20 protein-coding genes are annotated in these 24,221 nt (G+C 55.0%); 11 read left to right on the forward strand and 9 right to left on the reverse strand.

The annotated features are described in order from the left end of the window. The first annotated feature begins 74 nt into the window (after window positions 1-74). The 3 genes from IB237_RS09890 (at window position 75) to IB237_RS09900 (ending at window position 2,129) form a co-directional block, all read left to right on the forward strand. Entirely contained in the window at window positions 75-821 is a 747-nt protein-coding gene (locus tag IB237_RS09890) for an SIMPL domain-containing protein (RefSeq protein WP_192488463.1), read from the forward strand. Window positions 822-1,028: 207 nt separating this feature from the next. Then, window positions 1,029-1,472 carry a PACE efflux transporter gene (locus IB237_RS09895; RefSeq protein WP_192488464.1) on the forward strand — a complete coding sequence of 148 codons (444 nt, stop codon included), beginning with the start codon at window positions 1,029-1,031 and terminating at the stop codon, window positions 1,470-1,472. A gap of 93 nt (window positions 1,473-1,565) precedes the next feature. Next, the gene (locus IB237_RS09900) at window positions 1,566-2,129 is read left to right on the forward strand and encodes a dual specificity protein phosphatase family protein (protein WP_210323871.1); all 564 of its coding nucleotides are present in this window, start codon (window positions 1,566-1,568) and stop codon (window positions 2,127-2,129) included. Between the two features lie 102 nt (window positions 2,130-2,231). Here IB237_RS09900 and IB237_RS09905 read toward each other — a convergent pair whose 3' ends face one another. Next, window positions 2,232-2,882 carry an outer membrane protein gene (locus IB237_RS09905; protein ID WP_192488466.1) on the reverse strand — a complete coding sequence of 217 codons (651 nt, stop codon included), beginning with the start codon at window positions 2,880-2,882 and terminating at the stop codon, window positions 2,232-2,234. A 147-nt stretch (window positions 2,883-3,029) separates the two neighbouring features. Next, window positions 3,030-4,277 (reverse strand): AGE family epimerase/isomerase, encoded by a 1,248-nt coding sequence (locus tag IB237_RS09910; RefSeq protein ID WP_192488467.1) that lies wholly within the window; start codon window positions 4,275-4,277, stop codon window positions 3,030-3,032. Window positions 4,278-4,460: 183 nt separating this feature from the next. Between IB237_RS09910 and metH the strand changes: the two genes are divergently transcribed. After that, window positions 4,461-8,234, forward strand: a complete 3,774-nt coding sequence (gene metH / locus IB237_RS09915) for a methionine synthase (protein WP_192488468.1) — start codon at window positions 4,461-4,463, stop codon at window positions 8,232-8,234. A 150-nt stretch (window positions 8,235-8,384) separates the two neighbouring features. Here the strand turns inward: metH and IB237_RS09920 are convergent, their stop codons facing one another. The 6 genes from IB237_RS09920 to IB237_RS09945 all read right to left on the reverse strand — a co-directional run bounded on the left by IB237_RS09920 (window position 8,385) and on the right by IB237_RS09945 (window position 15,088). After that, on the reverse strand, window positions 8,385-9,716 hold the full coding sequence (locus tag IB237_RS09920; protein ID WP_192488469.1) for an MFS transporter: 1,332 nt from the start codon (window positions 9,714-9,716) through the stop codon (window positions 8,385-8,387). A gap of 249 nt (window positions 9,717-9,965) precedes the next feature. Continuing rightward, window positions 9,966-11,027: an ABC transporter ATP-binding protein gene (locus IB237_RS09925; protein WP_192488470.1), complete on the reverse strand. Its 1,062-nt coding sequence runs from the start codon at window positions 11,025-11,027 to the stop codon at window positions 9,966-9,968. A gap of 10 nt (window positions 11,028-11,037) precedes the next feature. Beyond that, on the reverse strand, window positions 11,038-11,820 hold the full coding sequence (locus IB237_RS09930) for an iron ABC transporter permease (RefSeq protein WP_192488471.1): 783 nt from the start codon (window positions 11,818-11,820) through the stop codon (window positions 11,038-11,040). Further along, entirely contained in the window at window positions 11,817-12,707 is an 891-nt protein-coding gene (locus IB237_RS09935) for an ABC transporter permease subunit (RefSeq protein WP_192488472.1), read from the reverse strand. The genes IB237_RS09930 and IB237_RS09935 overlap by 4 nt, the downstream gene beginning before the upstream one ends. Window positions 12,708-12,804: 97 nt before the next feature. Continuing rightward, complete coding sequence (locus IB237_RS09940) at window positions 12,805-13,911, reverse strand: ABC transporter substrate-binding protein (protein WP_192488473.1); 1,107 nt, start codon at window positions 13,909-13,911, stop codon at window positions 12,805-12,807. A 298-nt stretch (window positions 13,912-14,209) separates the two neighbouring features. Next, window positions 14,210-15,088 (reverse strand): MurR/RpiR family transcriptional regulator, encoded by an 879-nt coding sequence (locus tag IB237_RS09945; protein WP_192488474.1) that lies wholly within the window; start codon window positions 15,086-15,088, stop codon window positions 14,210-14,212. Window positions 15,089-15,266: 178 nt separating this feature from the next. Between IB237_RS09945 and IB237_RS09950 the strand changes: the two genes are divergently transcribed. The 7 genes from IB237_RS09950 (at window position 15,267) to IB237_RS09980 (ending at window position 23,286) form a co-directional block, all read left to right on the forward strand. Beyond that, window positions 15,267-16,058, forward strand: a complete 792-nt coding sequence (locus tag IB237_RS09950) for an N-formylglutamate amidohydrolase (protein ID WP_192488475.1) — start codon at window positions 15,267-15,269, stop codon at window positions 16,056-16,058. Between the two features lie 221 nt (window positions 16,059-16,279). Continuing rightward, window positions 16,280-17,779, forward strand: coding sequence for an amino acid permease (locus IB237_RS09955; protein WP_192488476.1), 1,500 nt, complete (start codon window positions 16,280-16,282; stop codon window positions 17,777-17,779). Window positions 17,780-17,852: 73 nt separating this feature from the next. Then, on the forward strand, window positions 17,853-19,223 hold the full coding sequence (locus tag IB237_RS09960) for a glutamine synthetase family protein (protein WP_192488477.1): 1,371 nt from the start codon (window positions 17,853-17,855) through the stop codon (window positions 19,221-19,223). Window positions 19,224-19,334: 111 nt separating this feature from the next. Continuing rightward, window positions 19,335-20,723 (forward strand): aldehyde dehydrogenase family protein, encoded by a 1,389-nt coding sequence (locus IB237_RS09965; protein ID WP_192488478.1) that lies wholly within the window; start codon window positions 19,335-19,337, stop codon window positions 20,721-20,723. Next, entirely contained in the window at window positions 20,720-21,865 is a 1,146-nt protein-coding gene (locus tag IB237_RS09970) for an iron-containing alcohol dehydrogenase (protein WP_192488479.1), read from the forward strand. Before IB237_RS09965 ends, IB237_RS09970 begins: the two co-directional genes overlap by 4 nt. A 14-nt stretch (window positions 21,866-21,879) precedes the next feature. Next, complete coding sequence (locus IB237_RS09975; RefSeq protein ID WP_192488480.1) at window positions 21,880-22,260, forward strand: hypothetical protein; 381 nt, start codon at window positions 21,880-21,882, stop codon at window positions 22,258-22,260. Window positions 22,261-22,569: 309 nt separating this feature from the next. After that, window positions 22,570-23,286 carry a ParA family protein gene (locus IB237_RS09980; protein ID WP_192488481.1) on the forward strand — a complete coding sequence of 239 codons (717 nt, stop codon included), beginning with the start codon at window positions 22,570-22,572 and terminating at the stop codon, window positions 23,284-23,286. A 61-nt stretch (window positions 23,287-23,347) separates the two neighbouring features. Here IB237_RS09980 and IB237_RS09985 read toward each other — a convergent pair whose 3' ends face one another. Further along, entirely contained in the window at window positions 23,348-24,142 is a 795-nt protein-coding gene (locus IB237_RS09985) for a helix-turn-helix domain-containing protein (RefSeq protein WP_246787774.1), read from the reverse strand. Window positions 24,143-24,221: the final 79 nt, after the last annotated feature.

Here is a 24,221-nt window from a genome sequence, read left to right on the forward strand (position 1 = left end):
AATCTATTGCCACAGGATAATGATGCGCTCAAACTTGCAACGATTTGGTGCATCCAATAATGAGGAGACATTCCATGATTGCTAAAAATGCCCGTACTGCTTTGATTCTGGCGGCATTCACGACCTTTTCGACACTGCCAATGGGTGCAAGTGTTGCCTTTGCGCAGGCCTCCACACCACGCGAGGCAGTTATCAATGTTTCGGGCGAAGGCCAGGCGGCAATTGTGCCTGACATGGCGATTCTCTCCTTCAGCGTTGTTCAGCAGGCTGACACTGCCGCGGCAGCTCTTGATGCCAACAGCAACGCACTGGCCGAAGTCTTGAAAGCCCTGAAGGCCGACAAGATTGACGACAAGGATCTGCAGACCAGCAACTTCTCCATTCAGCCGCTCTACAAGCAGGTTGAGCCAAAAGATGGCGTTTATGTTGCGCCTGAGATCATCGGTTATCAGGTTAGCAACGGCCTGACGGTGCGGGTGCGCGATTTGGCGAAGCTTGGCGGCATCATGGATACCTCGGTCAAGCTTGGTATCAATCAGGGTGGCGATATCAGCTTCACTAACGACAAGCCGGATGCGACGGTTGAGGAGGCACGCAAGGCAGCCGTTGCCAATGCGGTTGAAAAAGCCAAGACCCTTGCTGCAGCCGCTGGCGTAAAGCTTGGCCGTATCATTGAAATCAATGAAAACATGCCACGCCCGATGGCGCAGCCAATGGTGCGCGCAGCCATGATGAAAGAAATGGATGCGGGCGTACCGATCGCGGCTGGTGAAAACACCTATACTGTGACTGTAAACCTGACATTTGCGCTGGAACAGTAATCTTTTAGCGGCGAGGGGCAACGGTTTGCCGTTGCCCTTTGTCTGTTCGTGGTGCTGTTTGTCCCGCGCCTTGTCTCAGACACTTCGCCAAAGAAAAGCAGTTGCATTTACGACATCATGTCCTATTTAGGGCACAAGAGAGGACGGCCTCCCCCATAACGGGAACATTGATCGGGACGACCCGGTACCACCCGCAGGGGGAATATCATGCGCTCCGTTCGCGACAGAATCCGTCACGCTATCAGTTTTGAAATCATTGGTCTTTTGCTGGTTACGCCTTTGGGCGCGGTGGTGTTCAACAAACCGATTGAAGACATTGGCGTTATTGCAGTTGTCGGTGCAACGCTCGCCACCCTGTGGAATTACGTTTACAATCTGTCCTTTGACATACTGATGACGCGCTGGCGCGGCACGACCGAAAAGACCATTACGATCCGTGTACTGCATACGGTGCTGTTTGAGGCCGGTCTGCTTGTGGTGCTGTTGCCGTTCATTGCGACTTATCTCGGCATCACCCTCTGGGCAGCGTTTGTCATGGATGCGGCTTTCGCACTGTTTTATATGGTCTATGCCTTTGTTTTCAATTGGGGTTATGACCGCGTTTTCCCACTGCCCGAGTGGAGCCAAGGCGAAAACATCACGCAATCGTGACGCCTCTACGCCTGTGAATGCAACCCTGGCTTACTTGTTTTATCGCCTGTGCGCTGACAAGTAAGTGCCATTGTTGCGTGCGTATATGAGTGTATGTTTGTGCGAATTTTGAAAATAGCGAAGATTGCGGCTGTTTGCCTGGTCGCATTGCCTGTTTTGACCGGCGCCCATATGGGCATCAATCAGTTGATCGGGAATTTCCATGAAGTGCTGCCGGGTGAGCTTTACCGCTCGGCGCAGCCAAGCGGCAAGGACATAACGTCCTATGCCGAAACCTACGGCATCAAGACCATCATCAATCTGCGGGATGAGAAACGCGAAGCATGGTACAACGCCGAAAGCGAAGCGGCTAAGGCACACGGTATTCGTCTGGTCGATTTTCCGCTCAGTTCCAAGGAAAAGCTGACGCAGGATGATTCTGAGCTTCTGGTCGAGATCATGAAAAACGCCCAAAAGCCCATTCTCATCCATTGTGAGCATGGCGCCAACCGCACCGGGCTGGTGTCTGCCATGTATGTTGGTGCCGTTGCCGGTAAGAGCGAGATGTTTTCCGAATTCCAGCTGTCACCTTATTACGGCCATGTGCCGATCCCTGGTATTGGTCGTTATGCGATGTACGAATCCTGGGATGAATTTGAAGAAAGCATCGGGTTTTAACCCCAAGCAACCCATCCTTATCCTTGAGCCGTCTAGCCACGATATGCGGTACTAGCGTTAGACGAGGGCGTAAAGATCATACGCCCTCTCAAGTCGTCTTGATCAGTATTTTACGCCAAAGCCGATTTTGACAGTTTGTTTGGAAAAACCAACCCTCGCGTTGGATCCAAGGAATTCGAAGCTTTCAGGTGAATATCGGGAATAACGATACTCGCCACGGATGAAGACGTTGTCAGCAAGCGCGTAATCGACACCGGCGCCCACGGTCCAGCCGTTCAGCCATTGCTTGGCGGTCGAGTTGCCATTTTCAAACTTAGCATTCATGCCGGTGTAGCCGCCGGCTGCGTAGACCAAGGTTCTGTCGAAGGCGTAACCCATGCGCGCACGGATCGAGCTTTCAAGACCGGCGGTAATTGTCGTGCCAACATTGTTGTCGTTGTAACGAATGCCATCATAACCAATGTCTGCATCCAGGCCGAGGATGAAGGACGGCATGATCTCGAAATTGTAACCAGCATAAACGCCTGCATTCAACCCTTCAGGGGAAGCAGAGGTGGAGATGCCGTTCATTTGGAATGAACCTTTGCCCCAGTGGTAACCGGCCTGGCCACCGACATAGGCGCCCTGCCATGAAAAAGCCGGGCGCAGCGGCGCGTCGGTGACACCGGGAACAGGTGTGTAAAGATCGGCGGCAAATGCATTGGTTGAAAGTGCGCTTGTAACGATCAGAAGAACTGAAAAAGATTTACGCATATCGTTGCCTTTTGTATTGGGTTGCAATTCAACCCGTCGTGCAATCGATACGAATAATTATTAAAAAAACTCTCAATTTTTAACAGCTGCTAACCATAAGAATTAAGAGTTTTTCCTGTTTCGTTGGTTTGCGGATCTGAAATCAATTCAGAACCGGGCCCCTTTCTCGGTGATAACCTTGGTCAGGCTGCCATCGGCTGGGAATAGCGGAATGAGGCAGGCCTGCAGCGCGTGGTAAATGTCGCCTTTGCCGGGGAACAGTGTATTGGCAGGAACGAGGTTTTCGGTCAGTTCCTCATGCCAGCCGCCATTTTTGTGGTCGATGAAGCGGTTTGAAATGGTGCTCCAGATCTTGCGATAGCTGTCCTCGTAAAACGCGTCAGCCGGCAGATTTTCATTGAGGAAGTGGGCAGCACCGGCTGCCTCACACATTGGCCACCAGAGCTTTTCCGTCTTGGCGGGAACATTGTCCCAGTCCAGCGTATAGAAGAAGCCACCTTGTTGTCTGTCCCAGCCAAGAGCCATGGACTGTACGAACAGGGATTGGGCTGCAAGCGGCATCCAGTCGTGTTTGCGGTCTCCCAGCACCCATAATTGCAGGATGAGGCGTGCCCATTCCAGCCAGTGGCCGGGAGTGGAGCCGGAAGGACGGAACATTTCGTTGCCGCGATAATCCTTGTTCAGCGTCCAGTTATCATCGAAATGCTCAGGCACGCGGAAATCCAACGCGCGCGCGCAGCGGTTGATGATGAGGTCGGCAATGCGCTCGGCCTTGTCGAGATAGCTGCGTTCGCCGGTCACCTCATAAGCCGCCATCAGCGCTTCGGTTAGGTGCATGTTGGAGTTTTGACCGCGATATGCTTCGATAGGTGACCAGTCGCGGTTGAACTCCTCATTGATTGCGCCGTGGTTTTCTTCCCAGAAGCGGGTCTGCAAAACCTCGGTCACATCGGCGAGCATGGCATCTGCCAGCGGGTGGCCGACCACCTTGGCGGAGGAAGCGGCCAGCAGTACGAATGCGTGGCCGTAACCCTGTTTGCTCGAATCGACTGGACCGTTGTCATCGACCTGCCAGAAATAACCGCCATGTCGGGTGTCACGGTGGTTTTCCCAGAGATAGGTCATGCCATGGTCGATGATATCGCCGCAGCCGGGGCGACCGAGCAAATGGCCAATGGCGAAACAATGCACCATCCGGGCAGAGGCGTGAATGCCGCGAACCGGGTTTTCCGGCTGCAAAGGCGCGCCACTGGCGTTCAGATCGAAGAAACCACCCTTGGGATTGACGGCACGATATTGAAAGAAATCATACAATCCATCCGCCTGTTTCAACAGCCATTGCCTATGCAGGGGCAGGGTGCTCCAGTTCGCAGAGAGTGTTTCGGCCTTTGGCATTGTCTTCCTCCATGTTGGGGAAAGCTATATCTGCTCATCTATTGGCTGTCACGCAGAAGAGCATTCTCTTATGATGCGACATCATGTGAAACCATAGCTATGCCTTGAAGATATATTGACATAAACATATCTTTATGTGAGTTGATGCTTGCGATACCGCAAGCTGGAATGAGGAGAGTGCCCGTGTTTGACGAAGTGTTCGGCGCAGAAGGTGGTCGCCAGGATGGCGCAGAAATTCTGAAAGCCCTTCAACAGGCAGCGCGTGAGCGTATCCTCATCCTTGATGGTGCAATGGGCACGCAGATCCAGGGGCTGGGATTTGAGGAAGACGACTTCCGTGGCAACCGGTTCATTGGTTGCGCCTGCCATCAGAAGGGCAATAACGACCTTCTTATTCTGACCCAGCCAAGTGCGATTGAAGACATTCATTATCGCTATGCGATTGCCGGCGCCGATATTCTGGAAACCAATACCTTCTCGTCAACCAGCATCGCGCAGGCTGACTACGAGATGGAAGGTGCTGTTTATGACCTGAACCGTGAAGGTGCAGCCGTCGTGCGCCGTGCCGCGCAGCGCGCCGAACGCGAAGATGGCAAGCGTCGTTTCGTGGCTGGTGCCATCGGCCCGACCAACCGTACCGCATCCATTTCCCCTGATGTGAACAATCCCGGTTATCGTGCTGTGACCTTCGATGATCTGCGTCTTGCCTATGGCGAGCAGATCGATGGTCTGATCGATGGTGGTTCTGACATCATCCTGATTGAAACGATCTTCGACACGCTGAACGCGAAGGCGGCGATCTTTGCCTGCCAGGAGCGTTTTGCTGCCAAGGGCATTTATCTGCCGGTGATGATATCAGGTACGATCACCGACCTTTCGGGCCGCACTCTGTCAGGGCAGACGCCATCGGCGTTCTGGAACTCAGTGCGTCACGCAAATCCCTTCACCATTGGCCTGAACTGCGCGCTTGGTGCCAACGCCATGCGCCCGCATTTGCAGGAATTGTCTGACGTTGCTGATACCTTCATCTGCGCCTATCCGAATGCTGGCCTGCCAAACGAATTTGGCCAGTATGACGAAACGCCTGAGATGATGGCAAAGCAGGTTGAAGGTTTTGCACGCGACGGTCTGGTCAATATTGTCGGCGGTTGCTGTGGTTCGACGCCTGACCATATCCGCGCCATTTCCGAGGCCGTAAAGGGCCACAAGCCGCGCCAGGTGCCTGAGCACAGGTCCTTCATGTCGCTGTCTGGCCTTGAGCCTTTCGTGCTAACCAAAGACATTCCCTTCGTCAACGTCGGTGAACGTACCAACGTGACCGGCTCTGCCCGTTTCCGCAAGCTGATTACCGCTGGTGATTATACGGCTGCACTTGCCGTTGCCCGCGATCAGGTGGAAAACGGTGCGCAGGTCATCGACATCAACATGGATGAAGGCCTGATCGACAGCCAGAAGGCCATGGTCGAGTTCCTGAACCTGATTGCTGCCGAACCGGATATTGCCCGCGTTCCTGTCATGATCGATTCGTCGAAATTCGAGATCATCGAAGCTGGTCTGAAGTGCGTTCAGGGCAAGTCCATCGTCAACTCCATCTCGCTGAAGGAAGGCGAGGAGAAGTTTCTCGAGCAGGCACGGTTGGTGCGCAATTACGGTGCTGCCGTAGTCGTCATGGCGTTTGACGAAGTTGGCCAGGCCGATACCTATCAGCGCAAGGTCGAGATTTGCAGCCGGGCTTACAAGTTGCTGACCGAAAAGGCTGGTCTGCTGCCGGAAGACATCATCTTCGATCCGAACGTGTTTGCGGTGGCAACCGGTATTGAAGAGCACAATAATTACGGTGTCGACTTCATTCAGGCGACAGAGACCATCCGCAAGACCATGCCGCTGACACATATCTCCGGCGGTGTTTCCAACCTGTCCTTCTCGTTCCGTGGCAATGAGCCGGTGCGCGAAGCCATGCATGCGGTGTTCCTGTATCACGCGATTCAGGTTGGCATGGACATGGGTATCGTCAATGCTGGCCAGTTGGCTGTCTACGACAATATCGATGCTGAACTGCGTGACGCCTGTGAAGACGTGGTGCTGAACCGTCGTGACGATGCCACTGAGCGACTGCTGGAAATTGCAGAACGTTTCCGTGGTTCTGGTGCCAAGGAAGCCAAGGTGCAGGACCTGTCCTGGCGTGAGTTGCCGGTTGAAAAGCGCCTGTCGCATGCGCTGGTCAATGGCATTACCGATTATATCGATGCCGATACCGAGGAAGCACGCCAGAAGGCTGAGCGTCCGCTGCACGTTATCGAAGGCCCGTTGATGGCCGGCATGAATGTGGTGGGTGACCTGTTTGGTGCCGGCAAGATGTTCCTGCCGCAGGTGGTGAAATCCGCCCGTGTCATGAAACAGGCCGTGGCCGTGTTGTTGCCATACATGGAAGAAGAGAAGCGTCTGAATGGCGGTTCTGAACGTAGTGCTGCCGGCAAGGTGCTGATGGCGACCGTGAAGGGCGACGTACACGACATCGGCAAGAACATTGTCGGCGTCGTGCTGGCCTGTAACAACTATGAGATCATAGATCTTGGCGTGATGGTGCCGACCTCGAAAATTCTGGAAACGGCGATTGCTGAAAAGGTCGATGTCATCGGTCTTTCCGGCCTGATCACGCCGTCACTGGACGAGATGGTGCATGTTGCTGCCGAAATGGAGCGGCAGGGTTTTGACATCCCACTGCTGATCGGTGGCGCAACCACCAGCCGTGTGCACACGGCCGTGAAGATCCACCCGCGTTATGAGAAGGGGCAGGCGATTTACGTCACCGATGCTTCTCGTGCCGTAGGCGTGGTGTCGGCGTTGCTGTCCAACGAGCAGAAGCCTGCCTATATCGATGGCATTCGCGGTGAATACGCCAAAGTTGCCGAAGCCCATGCCCGTAACGAGCGTGAGAAGTTGCGCCTACCGTTGCAGCGTGCCCGTGATAATGCCCACAAGGTTGACTGGAGCGATTACAAGCCGGTCAAACCGCAGTTCTATGGCACCAAGGTGTTCGAGAGCTACGACCTTGAGGAATTGTCGCGTTACATTGACTGGACCCCATTCTTCCAGACATGGGAACTGAAAGGCCGCTACCCGGCGATCCTCGACGATGAAAAGCAGGGTGAGGCCGCACGCCAGCTTTATGCTGACGCACAAGCCATGCTCAAGAAGATCATTGATGAGAAGTGGTTCCGTCCGCGGGCTGTTATCGGTTTCTGGCCTGCCAATACTGTTGGTGACGATATCCGCTTGTTTACCGATGAAAGCCGCGCGGAGGAATTGGCGACGTTCTTCACTCTGCGTCAGCAGTTGTCCAAGCGCGACGGTCGTCCGAATGTGGCGCTATCTGACTTCGTGGCACCAAAGGACAGCGGCGTTGAGGACTATGTCGGCGGTTTCGTTGTCACGGCTGGTATCGAGGAAGTGGCGATTGCCGAACGGTTTGAGCGCGCCAACGACGACTATTCGTCCATTCTCGTAAAGGCGCTGGCAGACCGTTTTGCCGAAGCCTTTGCCGAGTGCATGCATGAACGTGTGCGCAAGGAGTTCTGGGGATATGCCAAGGACGAGAGCCTCAGCAATGAAGATCTGGTCGGTGAAGCCTATGCCGGTATTCGCCCGGCGCCGGGTTATCCTGCCCAGCCGGATCACACCGAAAAGAAAACGCTGTTCGAACTTTTGGACGCGACAAATGCCGCCGGTGTCGAGTTGACCGAGAGCTACGCCATGTGGCCGGGTTCTTCCGTGTCCGGCATCTATATCGGCCATCCTGAAAGCTACTATTTCGGCGTTGCCAAGGTAGAGCGCGATCAGGTTCACGACTATGCGGCGCGCAAGGGCATGCCGGTTGTCGAGGTTGAGCGTTGGCTTGGACCGGTGCTGAACTATGTGCCGACCAATGGCGACGACGACGTGGAAAATGCGGCCTGAGAGTTTGCGTCAGGCCGTTGAAGATCTGAGTCCGGTTTTATCGACAAGGCATTGAAGGAAAAGAAAAAGGCGCGAAAAACTTCGCGCCTTTTTTGTTGCCTCAAAGACTGTGTCGGCCCCGCCCTTTGGGACGGCGAGGCGGCGGCCTTGTCAGGCGCGCAGTGTTTCCAGTTCCTCGATGCCGACATGGCTTTCCACCTCGTCACCACGCAGATGCAGGTAGACACCAATGGCAAAGGCCAGAACGGCGATGAACACCAGATACCAGGCGTGAGCCATCGGGGTGTAGGCGAGCGCGGTAGTGACGGCAACTGGTGTCAGGCCGCCAAAGATCGCGTAGGAGACATTGTAGGCGAAGGACATGCCGGAGAAACGCACCGATGCCGGGAAGGCACGGACCATCACGTATGGTACTGCGCCGACGATGCCGACCGAGAAGCCCATAACCGCGTAAAGGCCGAACAGGGCGGTGAGCGAGATACCGGCAAAGCTGTAGAACGTGAAAGTCGCAATACCGAAAAACACGCTGGCGCCCATGAAGAAACGGCCACTGCCGATCTTGTCGACCAGTGCACCGGCCAGAATGACACCGATGATCAGGAATAGCGTTCCAAAGCTGGTGGCAGCCAGTGACTCAAGCGCCGAGTAGCCATAAAGCTTCTGCAGGAAAGTAGCGGTCATCAGTGTCGTGACGACGATTGCCGCAGACAGAACCCAGGTCAGCAGGGCAGAAATGATGACGCCGCGTCTGTGGTTCTTCAAAACGGTGCCAAGTGGCAGGTCGCGCGACAGCGACTTCGACTTCTTCATCTCGTTGAAGATCGGGGTCTCCTCGAGCCAACGGCGCAGGTAAACGGCAACGAGGCCGAAGATGCCACCAATGAAGAACGGAATGCGCCAAGCGTAAGCGGCAACTTCCTCAGGCGTGAAAATGCTGTTGATGGCGGTCGCGATGAGCGAACCTAGCATGATGCCGAGCGACAGACCGGAGGTCAAGAAACCGCAGGCGAGGCCAACACGGCGGAATGGCACGTGTTCAGACACGAATGTCCAGGCGCCCGGTACTTCGCCACCAATGGCAGCACCCTGCAACATGCGCAGGATAACCAGCATGATCGGTGCCGCAATGCCAATTGATGCATAGGTTGGCATCAGCGCCATGCCGAGCGTGGAAAGCGCCATCAGCAGAATGGAGAAAGCAAACACACGCTTGCGGCCATAACGGTCACCGAAATGGGCAAGTACGATGCCACCGATCGGTCGGATCAGATAACCGGCGGCAAAAATACCGAAGGTCTGGATCATGATCACCGAGTCCGACATGTCGGCCGGGAAGAACAGGTGGCCGATGACGGTGGCGAAAAAGACGAAAATGATGAAATCGTAAAATTCAAGCGCGCCGCCAAGGGCGGACAGGCCGAGTGTACGGTAATCCTGTGAATTCAGGGGGCGGGCAGCCGCCGGTGTCGTGGTGGGAGACATAATGATGCCGTTCTCTTCGTAGGTGACCCCACGCAACCCGCCGCTCGTTTGAATTATGTCATGGCAATGGATTGCGCATACAACATTGAGGAGACTGTCCGGCGCATGGTGCCATGGGCGGATTGTCTGAAACTCACTGTCCGGGCGGTTGAATGCGGTATCGTCAGGGGGATTACAAGCAGTTTCTGGCCGCTTTTGCCCGACGGTGGACAAAAGCGGCGTAAAGCCAGTTTAAATCGATTGTATTTCCTACTCGCGGATAACGAGAAGGTCGCGTGCGTCGAAATACAAGGTCACGACAGAATCATGTTCTGGTGGCTGCATGCCGGGATTATTGAACATGTCGAACGAGATTTTGTGACCGGCGACATCCAGACGCGTACGGATGACCGAGCCAAGGAAGTTGCTGCTTAGCACCTTTCCGGAAATCGACGAGTCCTTGTTTTCCGATGCAGACAGCGTTCCTGCTTCCGGGCGAAGCGCGAGCGAAATCTTATCGCCCTGTTTGTGAGTGGCAATTGGTTCTGCCAACTTCAGTGTCGTTTCGCCGATCTTGACCGTGGCGCTGGCCGGATCAACCACCGTTGCCTCAAGGATATTGAGCGTGCCGACGAAGGATGCCACAAAGCGGGTTTCCGGCTTGTTGTAAACCTCAAACGGCGTGCCGATCTGGTCTGCACGGCCGGCATTCATCACCACGATGCGGTCGGAAATCGACAAGGCCTCTTCCTGATCGTGGGTCACGAAAATGGTGGTGATGCCTAGCTGACGCTGGATCTGGCGAATTTCTTCACGCAGCGACACGCGGATCTTGGCGTCGAGAGCCGAGAGCGGTTCGTCGAGCAGCAGCACTTCCGGCTTTGGCGCAAGAGCACGGGCCAAGGCAACACGCTGCTGCTGACCACCGGACATCTGATAGGGGTAACGGTCTGCCAGATGTTCGAGGTGAATGAGCGCCAGCATTTCCTTGACGCGTGCGTCGATCTCGCTCTTTGGCTTGCCGGCGACCTTGAGGCCGAATGCGACGTTTTCAAACACGTTCATGTTTGGAAACAGGGCGTAGGCCTGAAACACCATGCCAATGTTGCGTTGGTTTGGCCGCAATGTCGTCTGGTTGCGACCGTTGATGACGATGTCACCGTCGCTGGGTGTCTCGAAACCGGCGATCATGCGCAGGATGGTGGTCTTGCCGCATCCCGATGGGCCGAGGAACGAGATGAACTCACCTTTTTCGATCGCCATGTTGAAGTCATGGACGACCTGCACCGGGCCAAAAGATTTTTTAATGTTCTGAAGTGTCAAAAAGCTCATAAAATCTTCCTCAGGCCTTTGGAGGCGCGCCCTTCTGGTAGCGTGAGACGAGTTGGATCAGACCAAGGCAACCCCATGTAATGCCGAAGGAAATCACGGCAAGGGCGGCAGGCTCATAAGCGCGGTTGGCGCCGAGCAACTGCATGTAAGGTCCGAAGGCGGGGCGGTTCAAAAGCGCTGCCATGGTGAATTCACCAATGACGATGGCAAAGGTCAGGAATGCGCCTGACAGGACGGCAACGAGCACGTTTGGCAGGATGATGCGCGACAGGATGGTAAACCATCCCGCACCCAGGCTCTGGGCGGCTTCAGTCAGTGTGCCGATATCGATGGTACGCAGACCCGTATCGACGGCACGATACATGTAGGGCAAAGCAAGTATTGCATATCCGAACATCAACAACAGGTCGGTGCCGAAGGCAGAACCGGTCAGCGGCAGCCAGCTCGAGGTGTTGTAAAGGCGGATGTAACCGAACACGATAACGATGGCTGGAATAACCAGTGGCAGCAGCGTGACGAATTCGACGTAAGGGCGAAGCGCTGGCAGTTTAAGACGCACCCAGTAGGCAGTAGGAACCACCAGCAACACGCCGAACACGATGGTGAAAAGCGCCATCATCACAGAGTAGCTGAAGGTTTCCTGAAAACGCGGATCGCCAAGCACCTTGGCGTAAGCGTCGAATGAATATTCGCCGCGTCGCATTTTCATGGAGAAGTTTGTCATGCCGATCAACGGCAGGGCAAAATATAGAATGCCGAAAACCAGCGCACCCCAGGCAAAAATACGCTTCATTTCAGCCACCTTTCACTGCGGGCGCGCAGCCAGATATAAAGCGCGTTGGCAATGCCGGTCAGTACGATCATGCCGAATGCAAGTGCGTAACCCAAATGCGGGTTACCGAGAACGTCGCCACGGATCTGCGCAAAAAGCAGAATGGGCACAATGCTGAGCGATGAACCGGTCAATGCGATAGCGGTTGCAACAGCGCCAAAGGCGTTGGCAAACAGCAGCGACATGGTGCCGAGAATGGATGGCAGCAGGATGGGGAATGCAACCATGCGCCAGTATTGGAAACCGCTGGCGCCGAGGATTTCGGCGGCTTCGCGCCATTCGCGCTTCAAACCATCCAGGGCAGGGGTGATGATGAGGATCATCAGCGGGATCTGGAAGAACAGATAGGTGATGGTCAGGCCCCAGAACGACAGCAGGTTGAAGCCCATCAGGCGTAGGTCAAGACCAAGCTGTGTTTTCAGGAAAACCGTGACGAGACCAACAGGGCCGAGTGTGGCGATGAAGGCGAAGGCCAGTGGCACACCGGCAAACTGCGAGGCAACACCGGAAAAGGTCAGCAGCGGGCTACGGATCCAGTTGGGCAGGCCACCCAGCACAACGGCTGCGGCCACACCAAAACCGATCAGGCAGCCGAGAAGGGCCGAGGCGATGCTGATTTTGATGGAAATCCAGTAGGCGGCGATAATCGAGGGCGTGTACAGACCCTTGATATTGTCCAGTGTAAAACTGCCATCAGGATTTTGAAAAGCGCCAATGACGATTTTCATCGTCGGCAAAAAAAGGAAAAGAACAACAAATATAAGAAAAGGAACAACGCCCAGCCAATCAAGCGGAAGACGAGGTCGCTTGCTTGTCTGCCGGGTCGCGCCAGTGTTGGCTGATGACATGCCGTGTGCCCCAAACGCCGCAGTTGATGCGGTCTCTTGCTTCAATTTTATAAAAACCGCCCCAGCACGCAATGGCCGGGGCGGCTTGTATCAATGCTTACTGAACGTTTGCGCCGACAACGCTATCCCAGCCAGCTGTTACAGCGGCTTTGTTGTCGTCAACTTCCTGAAGGGTCGGGAAGTATGCCTTTTCGTAAGCAGCTGCTGGTGGCAGGGCATCAAGCAGATCCTGTGGGATCTTGTTGGCCTTTGCCATCGCATTGAAGCGGATCGGGTGGCAGAAGCCCTTCAACCAGCCGAGCTGACCTTCGTCAGAATACAGGTGTTCCATCCAGAGCTTGGCAGCGTTCGGGTGTGGCGCGTAAGCCGAGATACCCTGTACGTAAACGCCAGCCAGAACGCCCTTGGCAGGAACGACAACTTCTGTCGGAGGGTTGCCATTCAGTGTCTTTGCCCAGGACAGAGCATTGTAGTCCCACGCGATGACGATCGGGGTTGCGCCCTGTGCCAGCGTACCGGCCTTGCCGATAACTGGTACGAAGTTGCCAGCCTTGTTGAGTTCTGCAAAGTACTTCAGGCCAGCTTCTCCGGCGTCCTTGCCAGACTTGGCGTCGGACGCAAGACCAGCAGCCAGAACGCTGAGGATAGCCTGGTTGGAAGCACGTGGGTCACCAGCAAGAGCAACCTGGCCAGCATATTCCGGCTTCAGCAAATCAGCCCAGTCGGTTGGAACGTTGGATACGAGATCCTTGTTCACCATGATGGACATAACACCGTAGTAGTCGCCGTACCAATAGCCTTCGGCATCCTTAACTTCATTTGGAATTTCGTCCCAGGTGGAGACCTTGTAAGGCTGCAACAGCCCTTCAGCCTTTGCCTGTGGACCGAAAGCCAGACCGACGTCGATAACGTCAGGAGCCTGCGGACCCTTGTTGTCCTTGTTTGCCTTGATGGCTTCGATTTCGTCAGCGGAACCGGCGTCTGGGTTCAGTTCGTTGACGGTGATCTCTGGATACTTGGCTTTGAAGGCTGCGATGACATCGCCATAACCACACCAGTCGTGTGGCAGGGCGACGGTAGTGAGCATGCCTTCCTTCTTGGCTGCTTCGATGAGTTCTGCACTTGGCTGAGCAGATGCGACGGCCGTGGAGGCGATCACAATGGCTGTAGACAGTGCTAGCAGGCGGCGGCTGTTAGAGATCACTTTTTTCTCCTCTTCGTGTTTCTCAGGCGTCGGCGGACGCTGATACTTCCGTTACGTGAACTTAATGTGACGATCAGATTGCGTTGCCCTTATCCGGATTCCGCCGCTTTTCGCCTTTTTTCCGCCATCTTTGCGTTTTGTTGCAACCCATGGAGCGGAAAAATATTTTTTTGTTCAGTGAAAAATTTCAAGGCGTCTATTCCGGCTTATGTTCTCCCCATCACGCGCCGGAAGCGTTGTAAGGTTATCCAAGCAGCAGATGCAATTTTCGTCAAGGAATATGCATTCTGACTGATGTTCATGTTCTGTCGGGTCTGCGGAACAGACGTGTCTGCTCGAAAAGTCCTTCCAGCGCGTTCATGCGTTCCTTTGTTTCATCCCATGAGCGGCTCTGAACGGCTTCGATCAGGGCTTCAACAACGAACAGGGTAACAACGGACGAATCCCACGCGGACGGCGCTTCGATCCGCACCCTAAATGTATGCAGTGCATGTTTTGCGACAGGGGAGGTCCATTGGTCGGTAAACAGCAGAATGCTGACGCCATTGGCATGGGCAACCTCTGCAAGGGTCGCCATGTCATGTTCGTAACGCCTGATGTCGAAGATCACCAGCACGTCACCGGCGCTCATGTTCAGCATATATTGCGGCCATGAACTGGAGTTGGACGACATCAGCGTCGTTTTCGGGCGGATGACCTGCATATGGGTGAAGAAATATTCCGCGATCGATCCGGTGATGCGGCCACCCACGAAATAGAGGCTGCGCTTACGGTCGGCGAGCAGCGCAGCGGCATTGTCGAAGGAGGCGGTGTCGAGATCGCTCAACGTGTCGCGCAGATTGCTGGTAATGGCATCGGCGAAGCGGTTGAGAATGTGCAGGCCAGGCGCATTGGATGCCCAGCGGTCATGTTTGGCAATCGGGCCGGAAATCGTTGCTTCCAGTTCCTGATGCAACCTTGCCTGAAATTCCGGATATCCCTTGAAGCCAAGCTTCTGCACCATGCGCACGACGGTTGGCGTGGAGACGCCAGCGTTTTCCGCGACCGTGGTTATGCTGCCCAGTCCTGAGACGGGGTAGTTGGCAAGCAGGCTTTCCGCGAGCTGTTTTTCAGCTCTCGTCAGGTTTTCATAATGGCTATGGATGACATCCGATACGGTTGCCGCTGCACTTTGCAAATTGTTCCCCCTCCGGTCTTTTTGCCGGTCTGGATTTGCAGATTAACAATGGGGATGTTGGGGGAGTCAATCGAAAACTTGAAAAGATTTTTTCAGAATTTCATTGACAGAATGTGAATGGTGAAGAATTCTTTTCTTGCTGCGTGGGGACGTGGCATGATCTGGCGGGGTTCTTTGCATGACTTTGCGTTCACGGTTTTTCACTGATGCTGAGGGTGACACTGTCGCCGTGGAAAACGCGGATGCCGTCGGTGATGTGCTATTGATCTGCGAACATGCGTCACGGGAAATTCCGGAGTATTTTGGCACGCTGGGCTTGGATGCCAATGTGCTGTCCAGCCACATTGCCTGGGACCCAGGCGCACTGGCGGTCTCCAGACTGCTGGTGGACAAGCTTGATGCAACCCTTGTTTATCAACGATATTCACGACTGATCTACGACTGCAACCGCCCGCCGGAATCCTTGGCAGCAATGCCGTCTTCCAGCGAGATTTATGAAATACCGGGTAATCGGCAGATTTCCGATGCCGAGCGTTTTGCCCGCACATCGGCGGTTTACATGCCGTTTCACGAGAAAGTGGATGACATTATTGCCGCCCGTCTGGTGCAGGGGCGTCAGCCCGTCATCGTGACCATTCACAGCTTCACGCCTGTTTATTACGGCCAGCTCCGTGAGGTTCAGGTCGGCATTCTTCATGACGTCGACAGCCGTCTGGCCGACGGAATGCTGGCGGCGGCAAACAGTGATTCTCCTGAAGGGGGTAAATCCTATCAGGTGGAAAGAAACCAGCCTTACGGACCGGAAGATGGCGTGACGCACACATTGCGTCTGCACGCACTGCCGGAAGGTTTGCTCAACGTGATGATCGAAATTCGCAACGATCTCATCAGGGATGAAAAGGAGCAGGAAGCTGCCGCGGATTTTGTGGCGAGACTTGTGAAACAGGCACTGTCATCGTTGGCACGATGAAACAATCTGGGGAGATGGCGGGCAAAGATCCGCACTCGCAATAAGAATATTGGAAATACTGCCGCACGTTCAGACAGCCGAAAAGGCGCGAAGTGCTGCAGGGGAACAGTAAATGCGCATGGGCGCTAGCGGATCAATCGTTCCGAACGCACCCGATCAACTGGGGCAAAATCGGCCATTCCGGCTGACTGCCTGTTTTTTCTTTTTCAGGAGAGAAGAGCATGGACAGTTCATCAGCAGGCGTCAGCTATAAAAAAGCAGACGCTTCCTATTTCGAAAAACGAGGACTTTCACGCTACGCCGGTGTGTGGTCACTTTGGTCACTTGGGGTTGGCGCGGTTATTTCAGGGCATTTTTCCGGCTGGAACTTCGGGTTTTCTACCGGCGGGTGGGGTGGCATGCTCGTCGCGGGCATAATTATCGCGGTCATGTATCTCGGCCTTACTCTTTCCATTGCTGAAATGAGCCCGGCGCTGCCGCATACGGGTGCGGCCTATTCCTTTGCCCGCACAGCCATGGGTCCGTGGGGCGGTTTTATCACCGGCCTTTGTGAGAACGTCGAATATGTTCTCACCCCCGCCGTTATCGTGACTTTCATCACGGCCTATGTGAACTCAATCCTTGGGCTTGATCCCGTCTATTCACCCTTCTTATGGGTCTTGTTCTACGTGATCTTTCTTGCTCTCAACATTTTCGGGCTTGAGCTTTCCTTCAAGGTAACGCTGGTCATCACGCTGATTTCGCTCGGTGTTCTGGTGTTCTTCTGGATCAGCGCCATTCCGAACATGGACTTTTCGCGTTGGGCATTGAACATCGGCGTCGGGCCTGATGGCGCTGCGGTTGAACTGCCAGAGGGCAATGGATCATTCTTCCCATTCGGTTTTTCCGGTGTTCTGGCCACGCTGCCATTTGCCGTTTGGTTGTTCCTTGCCATCGAACAGTTGCCGCTGACGGCCGAGGAATCCGTTGATCCAAAGCGTGATATGCCGAAGGGCATCATTCTCGGCATTATCACGCTAATGATTTCGGCATTCATGATTGTGCTGCTCAACCCATCGCTGCCAGGCGTGGGTGCCTTCCATCTCGGTTCGTCGCTTGAGCCGCTGCTGGATGGTTTTAAGGCCGTCTATGGTGACGGTGGCGTGGTTCTGCTCGGTCTCGTTGCCTTGACCGGTCTGATCGCCAGCTTCCATACGATCCTTTATGCGCAGGGACGCCAGATCTATTCGCTGTCGCGTGCCGGATATTTCCCTACAGCACTTTCTGTCACCCACCCGAAATTCAAAACCCCACATGTTGCAATGCTGACCGGTGCTCTCGTCGGCCTCAGCGTCATGTTGGTAATCTGGTTCTCGCTGGGCGCAGACCAGGGTGGCAGCATCATTGGCAGCGTGCTGCTGAACATGGCGGTGTTTGGTGCGATGTTCTCCTACATCATGCAGGCGATCTCGTTCATCATGCTTCGCCGCAATCTGCCGAACATTGAACGGCCATTCCGTTCTCCCGTCGGTATTCCAGGCGCAGTGCTGACCATCATCATTGCTGTCGTAACTCTGCTGTATCAGGTTCAGGACCCTAACTTCTCAAAGGGTGTTGTCTGGGTGGCCGTATGGTTTGCCGTTGCCATTGCTTACTTCGCACTGGTCGGCCGTCATCGTCTGATCCTGTCTCCGGAAGAAGAGTTTGCTCTGGAGCACAAGCAGGCCGCTACGCGTGCTTAACGCACGCCAATAAAAAGAAACGGACGGCCCACAATTCGGGCCGTCTCCTTTCGATTGAGGGATCAGATAAAAAATGACCGCCACCTATACATTCGATGAACTGAAAAAAGACGTGACCGAAGGGCGTATCGATACTGTGCTGGCATGTCTGGTTGATATGCAGGGCCGCCTGATGGGCAAGCGTTTTCAGGCGGAATTTTTCGTGGAAAGTGCCCATGAAGAAACGCACAGCTGCAACTACCTGCTGGCGACCGACATGGAGATGGAGACTGTTGCCGGCTACAAGGCGACAAGCTGGGAAAAGGGATATGGCGATTATACCATGAAGCCTGACCTCTCGACGCTGCGGCGCGTGCCATGGCTGGAAGGTACGGCACTGGTACTGTGCGACGTGCTGGATCATCACACTCATGCAGAGGTGCCGCATTCACCGCGTGCCATCCTCAAAAAGCAGGTGGCGCGACTGGCCGAGATGGGGTTGAAGCCCTTCATGGCAACGGAGCTGGAGTTTTTCCTATTCGACCAGACCTATGATGCGGCGCGTGAAAGCGGATATCGCAACCTGCACCTCGCCAGCGGTTACAACGAGGATTACCACATCTTCCAGACCACCAAGGAAGAAGATGTAATGCGCGCGCTGCGCAAGGGCCTGCAGGGAGCAGGCATTCCGGTGGAAAACTCCAAGGGTGAGGCATCGCCCGGCCAGGAAGAAATCAACGTGCGGTATGCCGATGCGCTGACCATGGCTGACCGCCATTCGATCATCAAAAATGCTGCCAAGGAAATTGCCTGGTCCAAGGGCAAGGCCATCACCTTCCTTGCCAAGTGGAATTATAATTCCGCCGGCAGTTCGTCACATATTCACCAGTCCCTTTGGAGCCTTGACGGCAAGACGCCAGCCTTCTTCGACAAGGGGGGAGAGCATGGCATGTCTGACACAATGAAGCATTACATGGCGGGTCTGTTGGCGCATGCCAGCGAGATTACCTATTTCCTTGCGCCCTATATCAACTCCTACAAGCGGTTCATGGCTGGTACGTTTGCACCAACCAAGGCCATCTGGAGCAAGGACAACCGCACGGCAGGGTATCGCCTGTGCGGTGAAGGCAGCAAGGCGATCCGCGTCGAGTGCCGGGTGGGTGGTTCCGATCTCAATCCGTATCTCGCCATGGCGGCGCTGATTGCCGCAGGCATTGATGGCATTGAGAAGAAACTTGAATTGGAGCCTGCTTTCGTAGGAGATGCTTACGGTGCGAAAGAGGTGCGGGAAATTCCACACACCCTTCGCGCGGCAACTGCGGAATTGAAATCATCTGCCATGTTGCGGTCTGCTTTTGGCGATGAGGTGATTGACCACTATGTGCGCGCTGCCGAGTGGGAACAGGAAGAATACGACCGTCGCGTGACCGACTGGGAGGTCGCACGCGGTTTTGAGCGAGCATAAGCAACACTGGGTCGAGCCGTGACATGCGGTTTCGGTCCGGTGTTAAAAGACAAGAATATGGAGCGACGAAAACAATGGTTTGCGTCATTCCGTTAACACAGGAAAACGATCGTGGTTATGATCCAGAATATCTCACCCATTGACGGTTCGGTGTATGCCGAACGCGAGGCGCTGTCGCTGGACGCGGCACGAGCTGCCGTTGCCAAAGCACGCAAGGCCCAGAAGGATTGGGCGCGGCGTCCGCTTGAGGACCGTGTGCAACTGGTGCTGAAGGGCGTGGCACGCCTCAATGAAATGGTCGGTGAGGTGGTGCCGGAACTGGCACATATGATGGGCCGCCCCGTACGTTATGGTGGTGAGTTCAAAGGTTTCAACGAGCGCTCCAATTACGTCGCCTCGATTGCGGCTGATGCTTTGGCGCCGCTGGTGATCGAAGAAAGCGGCAATTTCGAACGTCGCATTGAGCGCGAACCACATGGTGTCGTGTTTGTTATCGCACCATGGAACTACCCTTACATGACTGCGATCAACACGGTTGCGCCGGCTCTGATGGCAGGCAACACGATCGTGATCAAACATGCCGCCCAGACCCTGCTGGTGGGTGAGCGCATGGTACGTGCCTTTGTCGAGGCGGGTGTACCCGAAGACGTGTTTATCAATGTGTTTCTGGATCACGGCACCACGTCTGCCCTGATTTCCGAAGGACTGTTCAACTTCGTCAACTTTACCGGTTCTGTTGAAGGCGGACGTTCCATCGAGCGCGCTGCGGCTGGCACCTTTACCGGCCTTGGTCTGGAGCTTGGCGGCAAGGACCCCGGTTATGTCATGGAAGATGCCGATCTTGACGCAGCGGTCGATACGCTGATGGATGGAGCGACCTATAATTCGGGCCAGTGCTGCTGCGGGATCGAACGTATCTATGTCAATGAAGCGCTTTACGATGCGTTTGTCGAAAAGTCCGTTGCCTGGGTGTCCAATTACAAACTCGGAAACCCGCTGGAGCAGGAAACAACGCTGGGACCGATGGCCAACAAGCGTTTTGCCAAGGTGGTGCGCCAGCAGATTGCCGATGCGGTTGCCAAGGGTGCAAAGCCGCTGGTCGATGCAAAGCTATTTGCTGCCGATGATGGTGAAAGCGCCTATGTCGCGCCGCAGATCCTGGTCAATGTCGATCACTCCATGGAGTTCATGACCGAGGAGACCTTTGGTCCTGCCGTCGGCATCATGAAGGTCAAGAATGACGACGAAGCCATCGCACTGATGAATGACAGCAAATACGGACTGACCGCATCCCTGTGGACGCAAGACCCGGCAAGGGCAGGGCGGATTGGTCGCGAGATTGAAACCGGCACCGTTTTCATGAACCGGGCCGACTACCTCGATCCTGCACTGTGCTGGACCGGCGTGAAGGAAACCGGTCGTGGCGGTTCGCTGTCCGTCATCGGTTTCCAGAACCTTACCCGTCCAAAGTCCTACCATCTGAAGAAAGTCACGAAATGAATATTGTCGCGAACTGGAGCTATCCGACCGCAGTCAAGCTGGGCCGTGGACGGATCAAGGAACTTGCGGATGCCTGCAAGACACTGGGCATCAAGAAGCCGCTGCTGGTAACCGACCGTGGTCTGGCAAGCATGGCAATTACCGGCCATGCGCTGGATGTTCTGGAGCAGGCAGGTCTTGGTCGTGCAATCTTTGCCGAAGTTGACCCAAACCCGAATGAAATCAATCTTGAAGCCGGTGTAAAGGCGTTTAAGGACGGTGGTCATGACGGCGTTGTTGCCTTTGGTGGCGGCTCCGGCCTTGATCTTGGCAAGGCGGTCGCCTTCATGGCTGGCCAGACCCGACCGGTATGGGACTTCGAAGATGTTGACGACTGGTGGACACGTGCCAATGTAGAAGGCATCGCCCCGATCGTTGCCGTGCCGACCACAGCAGGCACCGGCTCAGAAGTCGGGCGCGCCAGCGTTATCACCAACTCCAAGACCCATGTGAAGAAGATCATCTTCCATCCGAAGTTCTTGCCCGGCGTTGTTATCTGCGATCCGGAACTGACGGTCGGTATGCCGAAGATGATTACCGCCGGTACCGGCATGGATGCCTTTGCTCATTGCCTTGAGGCCTATTCGTCACCGTTCTTTCATCCAATGAGCCAAGGCATTGCGCTGGAAGGTCTGCGTCTGGTGAAGGAATATCTGCCACGCGCTTACAAGGATGGCAGCGATATCGAAGCCCGCACCAATATGATGGCTGCTGCTGCCATGGGCGCTGTTGCTTTCCAGAAGGGGCTTGGTGCCATCCATTCGCTGTCGCACCCTATCGGTGCTGTCTACAACACCCACCACGGCATGACCAATGCGGTGGTGATGCCGGCGGTGCTGCGCTTCAATCGCCCCGCCATTGAAGACAAGATTGCTCGCGCGGCAGCCTATCTCGGCATTGAGGGTGGCTTTGACGGTTTCTACAATTACGTTCTTGAGCTTCGCAAAGAGCTGGGTGTGCCAGAAAATCTGACGGCAATGGGCATCAAGCCAGACCGGATTGATGAGCTGACAGCCGAAGCCATCAAGGACCCAAGCTGCGGCGGTAATCCGGTGCCGATGACACTGGAAAACACCAAAAAACTGTTCGAAGACTGCTTCTGAAAGCCAAATTCATAATGTTCAAACACTCTACTTTTGCGCCACTGATTGCAGTGGCGCTTTTTTGTCTGCCAGCCGGTGCGCAAGCAGAGAGCTTCAAAAGCCTGACAGGACAGGGTTATGCAGTCGGACCACTTGCCAAAAACAAGGCAGGTATCTGGGGCTGGACCTTTATGAAAAGCGGGACACGCTACTTCTGCGAAATGAAGGTTGGCGTGGCCTATTCCGGTAAAGAGGGCATGATCGGCTTTACCAGTAGCGGTCGCACAATCAGCATTGATCGTGGAACCTACGAGGCCAATATCGGAGGGCCGGATGCCAGCCTGCCGCAATATGAAGACCTGAAGGCCGGACGGTTACGCGCCTCAGATGTCGGGTCTTGCCGCAAGCAGGCATAAAACAGGCGAGCGCATTCTGAACCTTTAAGGCATCGATACTGCATTTCGCGGTTGGAATATGAGGGCCGTATAGGAAAATTTCTATACGGCCCTTTGTCGTGTTATGCCTCGAAAAATCTCGATGGAACAATGTGTTACATGTTTTCTCTCTGATTATTGCAGCCGATGATCTTGCGTTTTGGCAAATTTACAATCTTTCCAAAATTTCCGGTTCATTAACCATAATCGTTAAGAATATGGGCTGGCACCATGAGCGTGAGGTGCCTTCAGGAGCGATGAAATTAGGCTCTGCATCACTTCGAGGGCTCCATGCCAGTCATTACATTCGCAAATACCAAAGGCGGCGCCGGTAAAACCACCGCCGTGCTTCTGCTCTCAACCGAACTTGCCCGCATGGGCCATCGCGTCACCATCCTTGATGCCGATCCGCAGCACTGGATCTCCCGCTGGCACGAACTTTCCGGGCATATCCCAAACCTCTCGGTTATTTCGCACGTCACGAGTTCGTCGCTTGAGGCCCATATCCGAGAAAACAAAGCCAATACGGACTGTTTTATCATTGATATGCCTGGCACTCGCAGCCCGTTGCTGACGATGGCGCTTGGCATATCTGACCATGTCGTTATTCCCATTCAAGGCTGTGCGATGGATGCGCGCGGCGGCGCGCAGGTTCTGGAACTGATTGAATTCCTCACCGAAAAGACCGGCAGAAAGATTAATCATTCGGTTGTGCTGACGCGCGTCAATGCGATGATCACCACACGTTCGTTGCTGTTGGTCAAAGGTCTTCTGGCGACCAAAAACGTGCGCGTGCTCGACACAGCGATTGCCGAGCGTGCGGCGTATCGCGACATTTTCGATTACGGCGGTACGCTCTCGGGTCTCGATCCACTCAAGGTAAGCAATCTCGACAAGGCAAAAGAAAACGCCCAGTCGCTTGCCAAGGAAATCCTGCGGCTTTTGCCGGTCAGGGTCGTGCGTAGCGTACCTCACGTTCCCAGCATTCTGAGACGCAAGGTTGCTTGATAGTGCTCCCAGTTCAGAAACAGATATTCGCCCGCTGCATCACCAGCGGGCGTTTTTGTTTTCAGTGATTGCTGTGCGAGTTGAGGTAGGAGCGGGGAGAGGTGCCGAGCATACGTTTGAACATGGTGGTGAAGGCTGGAATGCTGCCATAACCGAGATCGAGCGCCACAGTGGTTACGGCTTCACCGGCCGCAAGGCGTGGCAATGCTGCAAACAGGCAGGCCTGCTGGCGCCACACGGACAGTGACAGGCCGGTTTGCCGGCGAAAAGCGCGGGTAAAGGCGCGCCTGCTCATCGACAACTCCCTTGCCCATTTATCGATGATCAGATCCGGCGTTGGGTTGGCGATGAACCGACGGCACAAGGCAGCAAGGCGGGGATCCTCTGGGAATGGCAGGCCGAGCGAAATGTCAGGCAGTTTGGCCACGACATTCAACAGCAACGGCAGGATCAGGTCGGCGCGTTCTCGGCTGTTGTCGTCCGACGGCGGTTGCACTGCTTCGATGATCAGCTCTCGTGCCAGACCGGTTATGCTAACCACGCGCACGAAGGCGGGGAGGTCAGGCACGGCACTGGCGTCAAGATAAAGCGACAGCATGGTTACGGCACCTAACATCTCCACAGAATGTTCGACGCCCGGCGGTATCCACAAGGCGTGCTCAGGTGGCACCATCCAGCGGCCCTGATCGGTGGTGACAAGCACCACGCCGGAGCGCGCATAAAGCAATTGTGTTCTCTTGTGGCTGTGGCGTTCAACCAGATCGCCAGCACTGTAATGGTTGGGTGAGGTGTGAACCGGACCAGCCGCAGTCTCTATCGCCCACAGCCTGTCATAGTGCTTGCTGCGGGGTCCCATTATTTCTTGTGGCTTCTTTTGCTGCATTTGGCCCACTCGCGTAATAAATGGACCAAAACACGAAAGCGGGGACGCCACA

The organism is Agrobacterium sp. AGB01 (assembly GCF_014851585.1).
Classification (GTDB): Bacteria; Pseudomonadota; Alphaproteobacteria; order Rhizobiales; family Rhizobiaceae; genus Agrobacterium.